12 protein-coding genes are annotated in these 17,354 nt (G+C 44.0%); 8 read left to right on the forward strand and 4 right to left on the reverse strand.

The genetic code is table 11. The features are described 5' to 3' along the window. The first annotated feature begins 67 nt into the window (after window positions 1-67). Window positions 68-889, forward strand: a complete 822-nt coding sequence (gene fdhD / locus AB6E08_RS00610; RefSeq protein ID WP_009846735.1) for a formate dehydrogenase accessory sulfurtransferase FdhD — start codon at window positions 68-70, stop codon at window positions 887-889. A gap of 249 nt (window positions 890-1,138) precedes the next feature. On the opposite strand, the gene AB6E08_RS00615 is transcribed toward fdhD, so the two are convergent. Next, complete coding sequence (locus tag AB6E08_RS00615; RefSeq protein ID WP_009846736.1) at window positions 1,139-2,722, reverse strand: ABC-F family ATPase; 1,584 nt, start codon at window positions 2,720-2,722, stop codon at window positions 1,139-1,141. A 451-nt stretch (window positions 2,723-3,173) separates the two neighbouring features. Between AB6E08_RS00615 and AB6E08_RS00620 the strand changes: the two genes are divergently transcribed. Both AB6E08_RS00620 and AB6E08_RS00625 read left to right on the forward strand, forming a co-directional pair. Further along, window positions 3,174-5,519, forward strand: a complete 2,346-nt coding sequence (locus AB6E08_RS00620) for an ATP-binding protein (RefSeq protein WP_372064935.1) — start codon at window positions 3,174-3,176, stop codon at window positions 5,517-5,519. A gap of 1 nt (window position 5,520) precedes the next feature. Further along, complete coding sequence (locus AB6E08_RS00625; RefSeq protein ID WP_372064932.1) at window positions 5,521-6,408, forward strand: mechanosensitive ion channel family protein; 888 nt, start codon at window positions 5,521-5,523, stop codon at window positions 6,406-6,408. Window positions 6,409-6,539: 131 nt separating this feature from the next. Here the strand turns inward: AB6E08_RS00625 and AB6E08_RS00630 are convergent, their stop codons facing one another. Both AB6E08_RS00630 and AB6E08_RS00635 read right to left on the reverse strand, forming a co-directional pair. Next, on the reverse strand, window positions 6,540-8,567 hold the full coding sequence (locus AB6E08_RS00630) for a cache domain-containing protein (protein WP_017100051.1): 2,028 nt from the start codon (window positions 8,565-8,567) through the stop codon (window positions 6,540-6,542). Next, window positions 8,557-10,020 carry a sigma-54 dependent transcriptional regulator gene (locus AB6E08_RS00635; protein ID WP_032499808.1) on the reverse strand — a complete coding sequence of 488 codons (1,464 nt, stop codon included), beginning with the start codon at window positions 10,018-10,020 and terminating at the stop codon, window positions 8,557-8,559. Before AB6E08_RS00635 ends, AB6E08_RS00630 begins: the two co-directional genes overlap by 11 nt. 304 nt (window positions 10,021-10,324) lie before the next feature. Here AB6E08_RS00635 and AB6E08_RS00640 point away from each other — a divergent pair, with 304 nt between their 5' ends. From AB6E08_RS00640 to AB6E08_RS00660, 5 genes are all read left to right on the forward strand, one after another. Next, window positions 10,325-11,131: a substrate-binding domain-containing protein gene (locus tag AB6E08_RS00640; RefSeq protein WP_372064927.1), complete on the forward strand. Its 807-nt coding sequence runs from the start codon at window positions 10,325-10,327 to the stop codon at window positions 11,129-11,131. 277 nt (window positions 11,132-11,408) lie between these two features. Next, window positions 11,409-12,107 (forward strand): ABC transporter permease, encoded by a 699-nt coding sequence (locus AB6E08_RS00645; protein ID WP_009846742.1) that lies wholly within the window; start codon window positions 11,409-11,411, stop codon window positions 12,105-12,107. Window positions 12,108-12,117: 10 nt separating this feature from the next. Continuing rightward, window positions 12,118-12,837 carry an energy-coupling factor ABC transporter ATP-binding protein gene (locus AB6E08_RS00650; RefSeq protein WP_009846743.1) on the forward strand — a complete coding sequence of 240 codons (720 nt, stop codon included), beginning with the start codon at window positions 12,118-12,120 and terminating at the stop codon, window positions 12,835-12,837. Continuing rightward, window positions 12,815-13,399, forward strand: coding sequence for a molybdenum cofactor guanylyltransferase MobA (mobA, locus tag AB6E08_RS00655; protein WP_009846744.1), 585 nt, complete (start codon window positions 12,815-12,817; stop codon window positions 13,397-13,399). Before AB6E08_RS00650 ends, mobA begins: the two co-directional genes overlap by 23 nt. Continuing rightward, complete coding sequence (locus tag AB6E08_RS00660) at window positions 13,399-15,216, forward strand: bifunctional molybdopterin-guanine dinucleotide biosynthesis adaptor protein MobB/molybdopterin molybdotransferase MoeA (protein WP_009846745.1); 1,818 nt, start codon at window positions 13,399-13,401, stop codon at window positions 15,214-15,216. Before mobA ends, AB6E08_RS00660 begins: the two co-directional genes overlap by 1 nt. Before the next feature lie 122 nt (window positions 15,217-15,338). On the opposite strand, the gene AB6E08_RS00665 is transcribed toward AB6E08_RS00660, so the two are convergent. Further along, window positions 15,339-17,309 (reverse strand): diguanylate cyclase, encoded by a 1,971-nt coding sequence (locus AB6E08_RS00665; RefSeq protein WP_372159584.1) that lies wholly within the window; start codon window positions 17,307-17,309, stop codon window positions 15,339-15,341. Between the last annotated feature and the right edge of the window lie 45 nt (window positions 17,310-17,354).

The raw sequence follows: 17,354 nt of genomic DNA on the forward strand, positions 1-17,354 counted from the left end.
CGGCGTTAGACCCTCTTGTTAACTTCTTATCTCTTTAAATCGCTATCTCATTAAGTAGGACGTGACTGTGGTAAAACCAAACATAATAAAAACTAGTGAAAACCCACTTCAAACAATCGAAGTTGAAGTGTTTGATGAATATGGTGAGAAGCTAACCAAACAGATCGCTTGTGAACGCCCTCTTACCGTCATGTTGAACTGGAAAGAGATCGTAACCCTGATGACGCTCGGCTCGCGTCCTGAATCTTTAGTCTTGGGTTATTTGAAGAACCAAAGCTTCCTTTCTGACCCTGAAGCAGTTGAATCTATCATCATTGATTGGGAAACCAGCTCTGCAGCGGTCATTACCAATGAAGATACGAGCCAGCTTGAGCAAGCGCTTAAGAAGAAGACGGTGACCTCTGGCTGTGGTCAGGGCACCATGTTTGGTAACGTGATGAAGCAGTTGGAAGATTACCAAGTGCCTCAAACCAAGATTAAGCAATCTGAAATTTACACCGCTCTAGAAGCACTAACTCATTACAACGACACCTACAAGAAAGCTGGCGCGGTACATGGTTGCGCAGTTTGCAAAGACGATAAGGTTCTATCGTTTGTTGAAGATGTTGGCCGTCACAATGCGGTAGATACGTTGGCTGGTGAGATGTGGCTTAACAAAGAGTCTGGTGAAGATAAGATTTTTTACACTACTGGCCGCCTGACTTCTGAAATGGTCATCAAAGTGGCGCAGATGGGTATTCCTGTTCTGTTATCACGTTCAGGCGTAACGCAAATGGGTTTAGATTTGGCTCAGCAATTTGGCATTACGACCATTGCTCGCGCTAAAGGTCTGCGTTTCCAAGTGTTCACTGGCGCAGAGAAGATTGAATTCGATGTGAAAGGTGAATAATCAGCAGTCGGAAAAAAGCGTAGGTTCGATTGGTGATTCACTAACCGCTTCTAATTGTAAAGTTCTGATGTAAAGAGTTAGTGATCCATCAAGGATAGATACTTAGCTAGATACAAGATACAAAAACGCCGTCATGCTTTTCAGTATGACGGCGTTTTTAATTTTCAGTTTATAGTTTATAGTTTATAGTTTATAGTTTATGGCTTAATTTCCAACGCATTGAGTTGAAAACTAAGGCTAACTTAAAGCTTAGCCGCGTGCTTTCAAGAACTCAGCGTAAGTACCGCGGAAATCGTTGATCTTGCCATCTTTGATTTCAAGGATACGAGTTGCAAGCGAGTCTACGAATACACGGTCGTGAGATACGAAGAACAATGTGCCTTTGTAGTTCTCAAGAGCCAAGTTAAGCGCTTCGATAGATTCCATATCCATGTGGTTCGTTGGTTCATCCATAAGCAGGATGTTTGGCTTGTGCATCATGATCTTACCAAGAAGCATACGACCTTGTTCACCACCAGAGATAACCTTTACAGATTTCTTAATGTCGTCTTGACCAAACAACATACGACCTAGGAAACCACGAACAACCTGCTCGTCTTCGCCTTCTTGGCGCCATTGGCTCATCCAATCAAACAAGTTCATGTCTGTCTCGAAATCGTGTGCGTGATCTTGAGCGTAGTAACCGATGTTTGAGTTTTCAGACCACTTGTACTCACCAGTACGTGGCTCAAGAGCGCCAGCTAGTGTGTTAAGTAGCGTTGTTTTACCCACACCGTTCTCACCGATGATAGCAACACGCTCACCTACTTCAAAAATACCGTCGAACTTGTTGTATAGGTCTTCTTCAAAACCTTGAGATAGGTTTTCAACCACAAGTGCATTACGGAATAGTTCTTTAGATTGTTCGAAACGGATGAATGGGTTTTGACGGCTAGATGCTTTAACTTCGTCTAGTTGAATCTTATCGATCTGCTTAGCACGAGACGTTGCTTGCTTCGCTTTAGATGCGTTAGCAGAGAAACGAGATACGAACGTTTGAAGTTCAGCAATTTGTGCTTTCTTCTTAGCGTTGTCAGACAGTAGACGCTCACGAGCTTGAGTCGCAGCTGTCATGTACTCATCGTAGTTACCAGGGAATAGACGAAGTTCGCCGTAATCAAGGTCAGCCATGTGTGTACAAACAGAGTTTAGGAAGTGACGGTCGTGCGAAATGATGATCATTGTGCAGTTACGTTGGTTTAGCGTATCTTCCAACCACTTGATGGTGTCCATGTCCAGGTTGTTCGTTGGTTCGTCAAGAAGCATGATATGCGGGTCTGCAAACAGTACTTGAGACAATAGAACACGAAGTTTCCAACCTGGTGCTACTTCGCTCATTAGACCGAAGTGCATAGATTCTTCAATACCAACCGCAAGAAGAAGCTCACCCGCTTTCGCTTCTGCCATGTAACCGTCCATTTCAGCGAACTGAACTTCAAGATCAGCTACCTTCATGCCGTCTTCTTCGCTCATTTCAGGCAAAGAGTAAATGCGGTCACGCTCTTGCTTAATAGCCCAAAGCTCTTTGTGACCCATGATAACCGTGTCGATTACCGTGAATTCTTCGTAAGCAAATTGGTCTTGGTTTAGTTTAGCTACGCGCTCGTTTGGATCGTAGCTTACGTTACCAGCACTTGGCTCAAGTTCACCAGATAGGATCTTCATGAACGTCGATTTACCACAGCCATTCGCGCCGATTAAACCGTAGCGGTTGCCTTCGCCGAACTTAACTGAAATATTTTCGAAAAGTGGCTTAGCGCCGAATTGTTGGGTGATATTTGCTGTGGAGATCAATGCCGTTACCTTTTTAATGTGAAAAACGCCGCAACGTTACTTGTTCGGGGCTTTAACTGCAAGTCTTGATTGCAATTACCCGCTATTAAGTGAGTGATAACCCAACAAAATCATAGTTTGAGCTGACTCACACTTTTGATTTTCTATTTATTGACGAAAAGCCGCTGATTTTCAGGGAAAACAAAATATCAAACGGCGCCCTAAAATGGGAGAGATATAACGTCCCAAATCATGCCGACCATCGAATATATCGTATGCTGATTAGTTACAGTAAAACCAACCCGATCAAAGCAGGCACAGACATAGCCAAGACTAGCCTAATCCCTGACAATTTCATGACAAAATCGATCGAAACAGGAATAAAGTACTCGCCCCCGATACGGGGTTGGATTTCACAAAGTAAGATTATCTAACTATAGTAATCCTAACCTCATAATTCTAAGAGACTTTTATGCGTTCACTATCGCGCTTCTTACTCCTCACTTTAGCCATTCTCTCATGGCCTAGTCATGCCAACTTGGAATATGACTTACAATCTCAGCCGCAGGTATCCGATTCTGCTGTTGACCTCGATGCTCGAATTGATTCGTTACCCGATCCCCTCTTTATGGAGCCGTCGGACCGACGCCAAGTCAATATCTTGTTAGCTGAAGTTCTGCGAGTTCAAAAGCAGGAAATCAAAATCTTCGAGCAACAGATAAAAGCTTATAGAGATAACAACGACGTCGATCAATGGTTTGAGGTTCAAACCAGTTACGTCACTTTGAATAGCTTAAACGTAAGTAAACAACATCTTCTAGAACAGACGAACTCTGCGAACAAAGAGCGCTTAACCGGTTTTGGCCCTTATGGTGTTACCCAGTTTAAGCAAGAATGGGAATTAACTAAGCTCAATATTGAGTATCTTGCATACTTCCAAATCCGAAGCTTCAAGGCGTTAGTTAACGATATCTTTATTTCGCCCGTGCCTGTGATTGGTGCGTCGTTAAAAGTGTTGTTCATCTATTTCGGTTTAGTGTGGTGGCTTGCTAACAGCACTCGCTTAATTGAGTTGTTTCGAATTAACTTTCTTGAAGCGAAGACGAATCCTCCTTTCTTGGTTCGTGTCATTTGGTACATCAGCCGCGCTGAAAGTGCGATTGCTTGGCTAATTGCCATCACATTGTCATTGAGAGTGCTTTCTAGTATCCCTAGTCTGCAACATTTGATTTTCCTGGAAATCTTCACGTGGTGGATTCTAGGTGGTTCGATTGCCATCAGCTTTATTTTGGAATTTGCCTACCGTTTGGGTCGTACATCCAATCAAGAAGTGATCGCGCTGCGACTATCGACTATCCGCCGTTACGTGTGGAGCTTCATCGTGGCGGGTGTGATTCTGCAAATATCAAGTATTACGCTAGGCAAAGGCACGATTTATAGTTGGATATATAGCGCCCTGTTTTTCTGGTTTGTATTGGTTACGGTTTCAGTGCTCAGGTTATGGAGAGCGAAAGTCTTCGATACGCTTCAACACATTTCTGAGCGTCCGGTATGGGTGAATTGGGCGGTAAACCGTAAGGATACGTTCTTACTTAATGTATTGGCGACGGCCATTGGTATCGTGTGGCTGAGCGTTTACAACTTCCAACACCGCATAATGGCCTTGCTATCTAATTACACGCTGTTTAGCCTAGCTTTGGCGTATCTCTTTAGAATCGAAGTGGCTAAGCAGTCAGATCTTGATAAGAATCAGCAAAACTTGGTTCGAATCAAAGGCGATCAAACGTATGAATACATTCTGCCAGGTAATATAGACAGCACGTTAATTGACTATGCCGGTGACGAGGTTAAGCAACTGTCTCGCTACTTGATGTCAGACAGCCCGGCTATCTGTATTGTTTCAGGCGAGCGTGGTGTGGGCGCGACAACGCTGCTTTATACTTTGCTGCACAAAGTATCTAACGCTGAGCCCGTATATGTAAGCTGCCCTTACGCGGGTTACCAAGAGCTGTTGGCACATCTAGCCGTGAGCATCGGCTTGGAAGAAGAAGCGACTGAAATTCAAATATTAGCGCACCTTCGTAAGAGCTATACCACTTACCTTATCGCGATAGATAACGCTCAACGACTGGTGAAACCAATGGTTGGCGGTCTGTCTGATTTGATTCGTTTGACCAACCTTCTGCGTCGTTCTAAAAAGAACCACCGTGTCGTGATATCGATCGCCAAATCAAGTTGGCGATTTGTGGATAGAGCGCGTGGTGAGCGTCTGCTGTTTGATTTAGTGTGCTTCCTTCCGCGTTGGACAGAGAAACAAGTGGGTGAACTTCTAAATAGCCGTATCAATACGGAGCTTGAGAAGCCGTTGTCTTTTGATGGCTTAGTGGTCCCTAAGCAATGGGACCAAGATGATATGAGTGAAGAAGAACGTGCACGCCAAGGTTTCTATCGAATTTTGTGGCACTACTCTGATGGCAACCCTACCGTTGCGCTGCGTTTCTTCCGACTCTCTTTGAATCGAAACAAAGATACCGATCAAGCGGTAGTACGTTTATTCCATGTCCCTGAAGCGCAAGAACTAGAGAATATGCCTAAACCTATGTTGGCTGTACTTCGTTCTATTGTACAACTGGAAATCGCTTCTCCAGAAGTGTTGTCTGAATGTACACAGCTGAGCACGGCAGAGATAACGGGGATTCTGCGTTACTTTGAAAGCCGTGGTTATATTGGTTGGCATGAAGAAAAGGCTCGAATTTCCGAGCACTGGTTCCGCCACATTACTAACGTTCTTGATCGTCAACATCTACTGGTGAAGTAAAATGAAGAAGTTATTTATCCTACTATTTGTTGGCTTGGCAAGTGCTGTCAGTTTCCCGACCTTTGCGACGGAAGAGTTAGCTAACGTAGAAAACATCTCTAAGATAGCGAGCTTGGTGCGATGGAGCGGCGTGTTCTTCTCCATGGTCGTTATTGCCGCAATGTGGTTGTTGCTTAAGTTCATCAATTCGTTAGTGACCAGTTTTGGTAGTCAGTTCGTGCAATATCGAATGCTGCTACAAAAGCTGCAATCGTTTACTCAGTTCTTTATCTACGTGAGCACCGGTCTTATCGTGTTCATGATGAGCTTTAGAATCAACGACCAAATCTTAGCTTTGATTGGTGGTACGCTCGCCGTGTCGGTCGGCTTTGCGCTTAAAGACTTGGCAGCATCGTTTATCGCCGGCATCACTGTGATGATTGACAGACCGTTTCAGGTTGGTGACCGTGTCACGTTCGAAGGCAACTACGGCGACATCATCACCATTGGTTTACGTTCGGTACGAATGAGAACCCTGAACGATGACATCATTACTATTCCGAACAACAAGTTCTTAAATGAAGTGACCACCAGTGGTAACTATGGCGCATTGGACATGCAAGTGGTGATTCCGTTTTACGTCGGTATGAATGAAGACATCACCCTAGCCCGCGACCTGATTCAAGAAGCCGCGTCTTCAAGTCGTTACATACACTTGCCAAAGCCTGTAACGGTTCTGGTTAAACAGACGATTACCGACAACTACCTAGCGATACAGTTGACGTGTAAGGCTTATGTGGTGGACACCGCGTATGAGAAATTGTTTGAAACCGACATTACCCTGCGTGTGATGAAAGAGTTTAAGAAGCACAACATCAACCCACCGAAGATTTCAGTGGCAGCGCATTAGGCTTTTCATATTTTAGACGCTTGTAATTGTTCGACATGGCTTGTAATTGTTTGAAATAACGGGCCATAAATAAAAACACCTCCGAACTTATCTTAAGTGCGGAGGTGTTTTTCTATTCGCGTTATGAACGACTAAAGGTTAGACACTAATAACTGCGGTGTGGCTTTTTGCTGAAGATAGATACTAAAGCGACTTCCTTTACCTACTTCGGATTCAACTCGTATTTCGCCGCCCGTTTGGCTCAAAATACTTTGAGAAACGGACAAACCTAAGCCTGTACCGTCTCTTTTGGTGGTATAGAAAGGAGAGAAAATACGTTTCAGTTGTTCTTCCTTAATACCACAGCCCTCATCTTCAACATGAACAATAGCCCCATGAGATACTCCATTTTCAACCCAATCTTCACTCGAGATAGTCAATGTGCCCTGTCCGTCCATCGCGTGAATCGCGTTCATTTGCAGGTTAACTAGAATTTGCAGCAATTGGTTTCGGTTCACTTCGACTGAGGTTTTAGCATTCAATTGCGAGACATACACAATGCCTTTCTTTTTTGCGCCTGTTTTTACGAGCGTAATACTTTCATCGACAATTGGATTGATATGTTGCCAAGTGATTTCGTCTTGTACACCACCGTGTCGGCTGTATTGAAGTAAGCTTCGCGTGATGTTTCGGATTCGGTCGATCTGCTCCATGATCGCGTGGACTTCTTCGTCTACACGAGCCACTTCGTCACCTAGTTCAAACTTCATTAGCTCAACGTTGCCTAGAATTACTGCTGTCGGATTATTGATTTCATGGGCAATACCTGCGGTTAACTCACCTAACGCGGCTAATTTTTCGTTGACCACCAGCTTATCTCTAGCTTGGTTAAGAAGCTGGATGTGCAGTTCGAGTTCTTCCGTTTTCTCTTTCAAACTGGCGGTACGAGAATGAACCTTACATTCGAGTTCAGACGCCGCTTGTTGAATCTCTTGATTACGCTCGTGGAGCAGATCTAACATTTTGTCGAACTGTTTCGCAAGCAACGTAAGTTCATGTTGATCATCCAAACCCAACGTACCGATTCGCTTGTCTTGCCCCATTTGGACTAGCTTTACAACTTTATGGATGCGTTCAATTGGGTTGAAAAGATCGCGTGCACCACGGTGTACGATCAAACCTGAAGCTAACAGCAGTAATATGATGGTAATGCTGATTTCACCAAGGTTAGTCAGATACGTCTCTACGAGTGGCCAGATTAGATAGCCGGTATAAAGCATGCCAATAACGTTATCAAACTGGTCGTGGATTGGTTGATAAGCGGTGATGTACCAAGCGTCGTAAACATATGCTCGGTCTAACCACTTTTGCCCTTGATTCAAGACTTTTGAATGAACCTCATGAGAAACGCGAGTACCAATTGCGCGCCCTGCACTGTCTTCACTGCTTAATGGCACATTAGTGCTGACACGCAGATCATCAAGGAATACGGTAACCGTACCAATGCGGCGATTAAAACCATCACGTTGTGGATAGATCAAGTTGCTGATCTGATCAACTAACTGTGTGCTGTTGTTAAGTAGGATCCCGCCATCAAGAAAACCAATAACGTGATCATTCTTGTCTCGAATTGACACAACAGTGCGGCTAACTAAACCTCGAGTTTCAACGTTTTGATTATTGAGCATTGGGACTTCGGCTTGCCTGGCAAGGTTTTGGTCTAAATCGTTGAGTTCGTTTTGGCTCAATACACTAAAGAACGATTCTTTGTGTGTCAGGTTGAGGTATTCAAGCTTTTTCTCCATGCTCTCGACGCTACGCCAGCGTAGAAAATCGAGTTCATAGCGAGATTTGTTTTCTGAAACCCAACGTGTGAGCTCTTCTTTCGAAATATCACTCGTGAGTTTGATTCGGAAGTTGTAAGACTCAGCAAATGCTTGAACGTTATAGGCCTGTTGGTTCTGAATTAAATGGATACTGTTGTCGGCAACATCCAAACGCTCATCGACATCAATCAGAGCACCCTGCCACGTGTAATGTACTGACCAATACAGTGTTATAGCGACAAGCGCACACAAAGTAAGAATGATGGGAGCGGATGTTAGAAATAGCAGGCGATAACGCACCATGGTTTTGAACCGGAACGCCCACTTTGTCCACCAATGACGTCTAATCGGCATATTCAGAGCCTTCTGTGTTCCATTCTTTGTACTTACGCTCTAGTGTTTTACGCGCCACACCGAGATCTCTCGCTGCTGCAGATTTATTGCCATCATGAAAACTCACCAGTTGTTCTATGTGAGATTTCTCGACTTCTTTGAGTGTCCAAGTGTTCGGGTAACCCTCAGCTGCGTCTACATTATTCAAGTTTGGTATTTCCGCCCCATGTGACACCGTCACTGAAATGCTGGTTGGGGCTGGATCACCATTCACTTCTCGCCAATAGTGTGCTGGTGGCTTGTCTAAAAGAATGCATCTTTCGACTAAGTTCTTAAGTTCGCGGATATTGCCCGGCCATTCGTATTCATTCATTGCCAAGATATCTTCATGTGCCCAGTTTGGAACCGGCATACCCAGTTCACTAGATAAAAGACGAGTGAAGTATGGAACAAGCTCTATCAGATCAGACGGTCGTTCTCTCAATGGCACAACATCAATCTTAAGTACATTGAGTCGGTAGAACAGATCGCGACGGAAGTGGCCTTTATCGACCTCTTCTTGAAGGTTTCGGTTTGTTGCTGCGACGACACGTACATCGACAGCGATCTCTTTCTCACTGCCAACTGGACGAATAGTACGTTGCTCTAACACACGTAACAGCGCTGCTTGCATTGGCAGTGGCATTTCACCTATTTCATCTAGGAACAAGGTGCCGCCACTTGCGACTCGGAAAAGGCCTTCACGGTTTTTCTTCGCACCGGTAAATGCGCCTGATGTATGTCCAAACAGTTCACTTTCTAGAAGTTCTGGAGCAATCGCACCACAGTTGATTGGCACAAATGGACCTGTGCGTTTACTGGCTTCATGTACACCTCGCGCAACCAACTCTTTACCTGTACCCGACTCACCTTCTATCAAAACGGAAGCTCGAGACGGAGCAAATTGACTGATCAGCAATTTAAGCTGTTTGGTCTTGTCTGAATTGCCGATCAGTTCGGTCTTGATATGACGACTAACATCACGCTTCAACGCGTACTGCATTCTTTGGTCGAGTCGCTTATCCATACAACGTAGTACAGCTTGTATCATTTGTTCTAAATTGAAAGGTTTAAGAATGAAGTCTGAAGCGCCAAGCTTAAGCGCGGATATGGTCATCTCTAGATCAGCATAGCCAGTCATGAAAATAACATCAGCACGTTTGTCGTTGTTGTTAAAAGCCTCTTCCCACTCAATGCCGGAGCGTCCTGGCAGGTTGATATCAAGAACAATGAGATCAAAATGTTCGCTTGAACGCAGTATTTCAGCTTCTTCAACGGATCCTGCACTCGATACCTTGCCAAAGAACTTACCCAGAGCCTTCTTTAGAATAGCCTGCATCCCTACTTCATCGTCCACGACCAAGACGGAAAACGCTTGATATTGAGTCAATGTGTTTGGGTTGAGGTTCGATGCAGGTGAACTAGGTAAAGACATAATGATTAGCCGATGGGGAAAGTTGGGACAGAGTGTACCAATTAACCTTTTGTGCGACAGGGACAATGTGCGACATTTTGTCCTAGCTCATATTTTAATGCATTTTGTTAGCCTAAATGACGCAGTTTTGTTTGATATAACAGCAATTTAATGAAATTTGATGCACTATTTATTGGCATTAAGATTGCTTATTAGGTGTAGATTCCTAATTACAACAATTAGCGTCTTATGCACATGCCCTTGTTTGAGCCCTTTAAAAAATAGAGGCATGTCATTCATTTATAACAGAATGGACATAATAATAATGAAAGCAATTCCCCTAACTATTGCAGCTCTATCTATCGTCAGTTACACGGCTAGCAGCGCGGAAGACACCACTCATATCAAATTGGCGACAACCACAAGTACCTACCACTCAGGCTTACTGGGCTACTTATTGCCTGAGTTCGAAAAGGATTCTGGTATTAAGGTTGATGTTCTCGCTGCGGGTACGGGTAAATCACTTCGCATGGGTGAAAACGGTGACGTTGATTTGGTAATGACTCACGCACCAAAGGCTGAAGCCAACTTCGTTGAAAAAGGTTACGGCGTTTTACCTCGTAAGCTGATGTACAACGATTTTGTTATCGTTGGCCCACAAAGCGACCCTGCGAAGATTAAATCTCAAAAAGCAGTAGCTGATGTGTTCAAAGCAATCGCGAACAACAACGTGACGTTTGTTTCTCGTGGAGACGACTCTGGTACTCATAAGAAAGAGATGGGTATTTGGGCGCAAACTAAGATGGAGCCAAACTTCGGCGGCTATCGCAGTGTTGGTCAAGGAATGGGCCCAACTCTGAATATGGCGTCTGAAATGCAAGGCTACACCATGACAGACCGTGGTACTTGGTTGGCTTACCAAAACAAACTTGACCTTAAAGTGTTGTTCCAGGGCGACAAGAACCTATTTAACCCTTACCAAGTGATTCTTGTTAACCCAGAACGCTACCCAAGCATCAATTACCAAGCAGCGAAAGTATTCAGTGATTGGTTGGTTAACCCTAAAGGCCAGAAACTGATCAACGACTTTAAACTGCACGGCAAACAGCTGTTTGTTGCAAACGCAGAATAGTTGGTTGCAAGCGCAGAATAGCTTGTTGTAAGAAATGAGTCGTGGGTTGTGAGTAAAGCGTAGCGTTGAAGGTTTAACCCTAACCAACTAGCGCTACGCTTAACTAAACAGTCAACGAGACCACCTAAATAATCACGTTTAAAAACCGTCTTGCTTTAAAGGCATTCACGCTTAGAAACAATAGCTGACCAATACAGGCTCAAATAGTTTGTGTCAGCTATGATTAACATCAGACACTACCGATAAAAGCCTATTATCGATTCAAACGAGATACTTCATGACCCTATGGCAAACAACGATTGATGCAATGAATCTACTGGTGAGTTTTGACCACGAATTGTGGCAAATCGTCGCGGTATCCTTCAGCGTATCTTTGTCCGCCATCTCATTAGTGATTGTTCCTGCAATCCTTATGGCTTTCTTACTGGCTTACACCGAATTCCCCGGTAAATGGGCGCTGCTTTCGGTGATCAACACCTTACAAGCGATACCGACCGTGGTAATTGGCTTGTTGATGTACATGATGCTCTCTCGTTCTGGTCCTTTAGGTGACTGGCAATTACTGTTCACGCAAAAGGCGATGATTCTAGGTCAGATGCTGATCTGTTTCCCTATCCTAGTTGCGATGATGCATGGCGCTCTGCAGGCCAGTGACCGCCGAGCAGTAGAAACAGCGCGCACTCTTGGCGTATCAACAACACGAGTCGCGTGTACCTTGATTTGGGAAACTCGTTTCCCTCTATTGGCTGCAACCATTGCTGCCTTCTCTCGTATCGTCACAGAAGTAGGTTGTTCAATGATGGTGGGTGGCAACATTATGGGGATGACAAGAAACATCCCAACAGCTATCGCCATGGAAAGCCACAAAGGCGCATTCGCTCAAGGCGTCGCCCTCGGTATGGTGTTATTAGCATTGGCATTAGCCCTTAACTTTTTCCTTTCCAGTGTGAGAGGAAAAGGCTATTTAAGAACTTAGGAACGCTGTCATGAGTATAAAAATAACAACGCAGCAAATTTCAATGCGCTACAAAGAGCGTGTTTTGTTCCACATCCCCGAATTGTCGATCGGCCCCAACGATGCCATTTATCTCAAAGGGGACAATGGCGTTGGCAAAACGACCCTACTTAAAATCTTATCAGGATTGATCAAGCCGAGCTCTGGCCGTATTCAGTCTCCGACACAAAGCTGGCAACATAGCCTGTTTCCTCGGTTAAAATTTAAAGACATCATCTATCTCCACCAAACTCCTTACCTTTTTGATGGCTCGGTGTACCAAAATGTCGCTTATGGCATTCGCTTTAATAAAGAGAGTCAAAAAGATAAGCGAGCTCAAATAATTAATGCATTAAGAATGGTAGGTTTAGAAACCTTGGCAGATGAGCACATTTCTGTGTTGTCTGGTGGTGAGCGCCAACGCGTGGCAATGGCCCGTGCTTGGATTCTTAAGCCTTCAATCTTGCTTATGGATGAACCAAGTGCTTCTTTAGACAAAGAATCTATTGAAAGATTGGTGATTATGGCCGAAGATCTTCTTCAGAGAGGCGCGAGTTTGGTCATCACTAGCCACCAAACTAACGCGTTAACCGATTTATGTAAGAAGCAGTGGTGGATCAAGGACAACACTTTGACTGAATCACCGCTTCTGCAAGTTATTAAAAAGAACAAAGCACAAGAGAATATTTATGCTGCTTCCAACGCAAACTAGTTGGGTTATTTTGGCTGGCGGACAAGCCAGCCGCATGGGCGGAAAAGATAAAGGACTCGTTGAGCTCAACGGTTCTCCGCTCATTCAATACGTTATTAACAAGCTGTCACAACAAGATGTCAGCATTACCATCAATGCCAACCGTAACTTAGACAGTTACCAAGCATTTGCACCGGTTGTTTCCGATTCTTTCCCTGACTATCCAGGCCCATTGGGCGGCATTCATGCTGGCCTTAAAAACGCGAGCACAGATTGGGTCGGCTTTGTCCCTTGCGACAGCCCACAGATTAGTGATGACCTTGTTGAACGTTTTTGTGCAGCAGTAAAAGAAGACAGCGACATTCTTGTCGCGCATGATGGCGAATTTAAGCAACCAGTATTCACCCTATTCCACAAACGTGTTCTACCAAAGTTAGAAGCGTTTTTGGAACGTGGTGATCGTAAAATTATCTTGCTGTACAAAGAGTGTGTCACGGAATACGTTGATTTTAGCGATTCTCCTAACTGCTTTGTTAATCTCAACACGCCAGAAGAACTCACCCAATTCGGAACGCTTCAATAATGAAAGATTCTAAACAACGCCCTAACCTTCCTCTATTGGGGTTTGCTGCTTACAGTGGCACAGGCAAAACAACCGTATTAGAAGCTCTGCTTCCTTTATTGACAGAGTCGGGTTTAAAAGTTGGTGTGCTAAAACATGCTCACCACGATTTTGATGTCGATAAGCCGGGCAAAGACAGCTACCGTTTACGCAAAGCGGGCGCAAATCAAATGCTGATAGCTTCGCGTAACCGTCATGTGATGATGACTGAGACTCCAGAAGCAGAAGCCGATTTTGATTACCTGTTGACTCGTTTTGATACCAACACACTTGATCTGATTTTGGTTGAAGGCTGTAAGAACATTGCTTTCCCTAAAATCGAGCTTCACCGTGATGAAGTGGGTAAACCTTGGTTGTACCAAAACGATGACAACATCATTGCTATTGCTGCTGATAGCCACGTTGAATCTGACTTACCTCAAATGTCGATCAACGACTTAGAAGCGATTCGTGATTTCATCATCGATTACGCGCAGTCCTTTGACCTTTCCTCTACAAAAGGCAAAGCAGCGTCATGCTCATCTTCAAAAGACGCAGCGCCCGCGGTGTGTTGTGATTCGTTCTCTCCAGCAGGTTTAACCGTAACTCAGGGCCAACAAAAGATTGTTGATAGCATTGACGCGCTTGATCTCACAGAGAGTGTTGAATTACTGCAAGGCTACGGTCGTGTGTTGGCTGAAGATGTGATCTCGCCAATCAACGTCCCACAGAATACTAATTCTGCAATGGATGGCTACGCGATTCGTAGTGAAGATCTTGAATTGGATAGCTACAACATTGTTGCTGAAGTTATGGCTGGTCACAGCTACGACAAAACCGTTCAACAAGGTGAAGCTGTTAAGATCATGACGGGTGCACCAATGCCAGATGGCGTTGATGTTGTTGTGATGCGTGAGCAAGCCGTGCAAGATGGCGATAAAGTTAGCTTCCCAGATGCGAAAATCTCCGTTGGACAAAATGTCCGTATGGCCGGTGAAGATTTAGAAATTGGCCAACCTGTCTTTACACGTGGCACACGCATCGAAGCACCAGAAATGGGTATGATGGCGTCGTTAGGTTTCGGTACCTGCCCTGTTCTGCGTAAAGTGAAGGTGGGTGTGTTCTCAACGGGTGATGAAGTTCAGGCACCGGGCGTTGAGCAAAAGCCAAACTCTATCTACGACTCGAACCGTTTCACTATCATCGGCATGCTTCAAAAGCTAGGTTGCGACATCGTTGATTACGGCATTATCGAAGATGACGAACAAAAGATGATGGATGTACTTCATGCTGCGTCGTTAGAGACCGATATGGTTCTGACTTCTGGTGGCGTGTCTGTTGGTGATGCTGACTACATCAAACTCGCGTTAGATAAGTTGGGTGAGATTAACTTCTGGCGTATCAACATGCGTCCAGGTCGCCCTCTTGCTTACGGCAAAATTGAAGACAAACCTTTCTTCGGTTTACCTGGCAACCCAGTAGCCGTGATGGTGTCGTTCATTAACTTTGTAGAACCTGCAATCCGCAAGCTACAAGGTCAAACTAACTGGACACCAGTGAAAGCGAACGCGATAGCGACTGAGCAATTACGTTCTCGTCAAGGTCGTACTGAGTTCAGCCGTGGCGTGTTCTCAATGAACGAATCAGGCGTGCTTGAAGTAAAAACAACCGGTAAGCAAGGTTCAGGTATTCTACGTTCAATGAGCGAAGCAAACTGTCTAATCGAGATTTCACCAGCGGTAGACACTGTAAAAGCCGGTGAAACGGTGACGATCATTCCTTTGCAAGGTCGTGTGTAAATAAACAAGATTGTTAGCTTTAAGCTAGCGAATTCAGAGTAATACATACTCTAAATAGATGAAGCCCCTGATATTGGATATCAGGGGCTTTCTTTTTATGGGGGGTTGTATACAGAGTTGAACTAAACAAGCTCGACTTTAAGTAATCTGCAATCGACCAAATTATAGTTGTTACGGCCATTTTCTTTGATTTGATAGAGCTGTTTGTCTGCAATATCACAAATCATTTTAAAGTTTCGATCCACATTGTCACTGGCTAAGTCGACGTTAACCCCACCAATAGAGAGTGTTAATTGTTCCGCATAGAGAGCTTTAGGGTTTGCTAATTTGACTTCATTTAACATCTTTCGCAGAGTGACAACCTTATTTTCAATATCACTACTACTCTGTCCGAAGCAAATCACCATGAACTCATCACCGCCATATCTGAAAAGGTAGTCATTCTTGGTTGTGAATGTTTTTTTAAGTAAGCGACTGATAATACGAAGCGCTTCGTCGCCCTCTAAATGCCCATGAAAATCGTTATAAGCTTTATACTCGTCAACATCGATCATAAGGACCGCTAGAGATTGTTTTTGGTAGTAAGCGTTATGTATTAAGACTGGCGTGATGTTATCTAATTGATATCTATTAGCTAGACCTGTTAGTGGGTCAGTAGTACTCAAGATTTCGAGTGTTTGATTCGCACTTTCTAAACGCTGTCGTTGCTTTTGATTTTCTAGCGACACGGCAATAAAGCTAGCTAAATGTTCTATAAGCTGACAGTGGTGTTCCTGATATTGGTTTGGTAGATGATGCTGAACTGACAGAAAGCCGATTAATTTTTCATTAAGAATGATTGGCGTTAGAATCATTGAGTTAGTATCAAGCTCGCCACGAAACGTAACGAAATTATCGTCTTGTGTGGTTTTACCGATATAGGGTTCTAGAGCCGCATCTGTCGCGCTATTAAAATGAACGGTAGCTCGCTTGCGAATCACATACGTACCAATGGTTTGGTTCTCTTGGCAAACTACTTTTAGGTTCGGTATTAATCCTTGAGTATCAACAAAATAGCGGTAGTCGAGTATGTCTAATTTATCGTCATACATAGCAATCCCAAACTCAGATGTTGGTAGAATCATATTTATCTTATGGAGTATCTCAGGCAGTACGCTTTCTAAATCTGCAGCGGTTGCTATGAATTGACCAATATCAGTGAGCGCACCCATATATTTTTGCATTTGAGTCAGAACGTCATTTTTCTTCTTACTCTGAATGGTACCTACCCCTTCTAGAATACGTTCGCTCTGTTCGCGCTCATAACTTCTCATGTGTTTTTCTAAAAGATCCACATGCTGAGTTTGAAGTGCCGCTAAACCAGACCAATCCTCTTCATCTCGAAAGAGCTTCGCCTTAGTTTGGGCATAGATAGCATAAGAACGGTAACTACTCTTTAGATCAAAATTCTGTTCGAGAAAAGCGCACCCTACTTTTGCTTGTTCTCGCTCTCCAATGCCTTCTAAGAATTGAAACCAGTAAACCAAATTTTCTTTTCGATTATGCTCATCTCTCGATTTTTTGAAGTGCTCTTCTGCCTGATAAAATGCATCTAATACATCACTATCATCGAAGCCTCCCCACAAGAGCATGGTTTGCCCTAGGTAACTATGACAAAGAGCTATCGTCCTGTGACTAGAAAGCGAGGTGCCTATTCTTTTCGCTTCCATAATGGCGCTAACCGCTTGCTCAAACTCATTTGTATGTGCACAGCTATAGGCTAGGTTTAAATGGCTGACAGCACAATCTAACAGGCGATTCGCATTTTGAGATGAAATAATGGCTTTACGAGCATATTGCTTCGCTTGTTCGTATTTTTCTAAGCTTAAGTGCAAGTCACTTAGATTACAGAATATAAGTGACTTAAAATTGTCATCAACTAGGTGTAAGTTTTCTAGTGTTTCTGAGTAACAAGCATACGCTGATTGATAATCACCACGAATGTTGTGGGTAGACGCAAGTAACCCGATGACAAATACATATAGTTGAATTTCTTCAGGAGCAATGACGTTTAGGCAGGCTTTATAATCCCCCTCTGGCAGGATAGTTGTCACTGTTAAAATTTAACCAGTTTGGGCGATAAAGAGTAATTGTGTCTC

It is taken from the genome of Vibrio sp. 10N.247.310.24, from assembly GCF_041467175.1.
GTDB lineage: Bacteria > Pseudomonadota > Gammaproteobacteria > Enterobacterales > Vibrionaceae > Vibrio > Vibrio tasmaniensis_A.

Coding starts and splice junctions, on each gene's coding strand:
- mobA (WP_009846744.1), top strand. CDS start 12,815: ATGCTGCTTCCAACGCAAACTAGTTGGGTTATTTTGGCTGGCGGACAA.
- AB6E08_RS00640 (WP_372064927.1), top strand. CDS start 10,325: ATGAAAGCAATTCCCCTAACTATTGCAGCTCTATCTATCGTCAGTTAC.
- AB6E08_RS00635 (WP_032499808.1), bottom strand. CDS start 10,020: ATGTCTTTACCTAGTTCACCTGCATCGAACCTCAACCCAAACACATTG.
- AB6E08_RS00650 (WP_009846743.1), top strand. CDS start 12,118: ATGAGTATAAAAATAACAACGCAGCAAATTTCAATGCGCTACAAAGAG.
- AB6E08_RS00660 (WP_009846745.1), top strand. CDS start 13,399: ATGAAAGATTCTAAACAACGCCCTAACCTTCCTCTATTGGGGTTTGCT.
- AB6E08_RS00625 (WP_372064932.1), top strand. CDS start 5,521: ATGAAGAAGTTATTTATCCTACTATTTGTTGGCTTGGCAAGTGCTGTC.
- AB6E08_RS00645 (WP_009846742.1), top strand. CDS start 11,409: ATGACCCTATGGCAAACAACGATTGATGCAATGAATCTACTGGTGAGT.
- AB6E08_RS00630 (WP_017100051.1), bottom strand. CDS start 8,567: ATGCCGATTAGACGTCATTGGTGGACAAAGTGGGCGTTCCGGTTCAAA.
- AB6E08_RS00620 (WP_372064935.1), top strand. CDS start 3,174: ATGCGTTCACTATCGCGCTTCTTACTCCTCACTTTAGCCATTCTCTCA.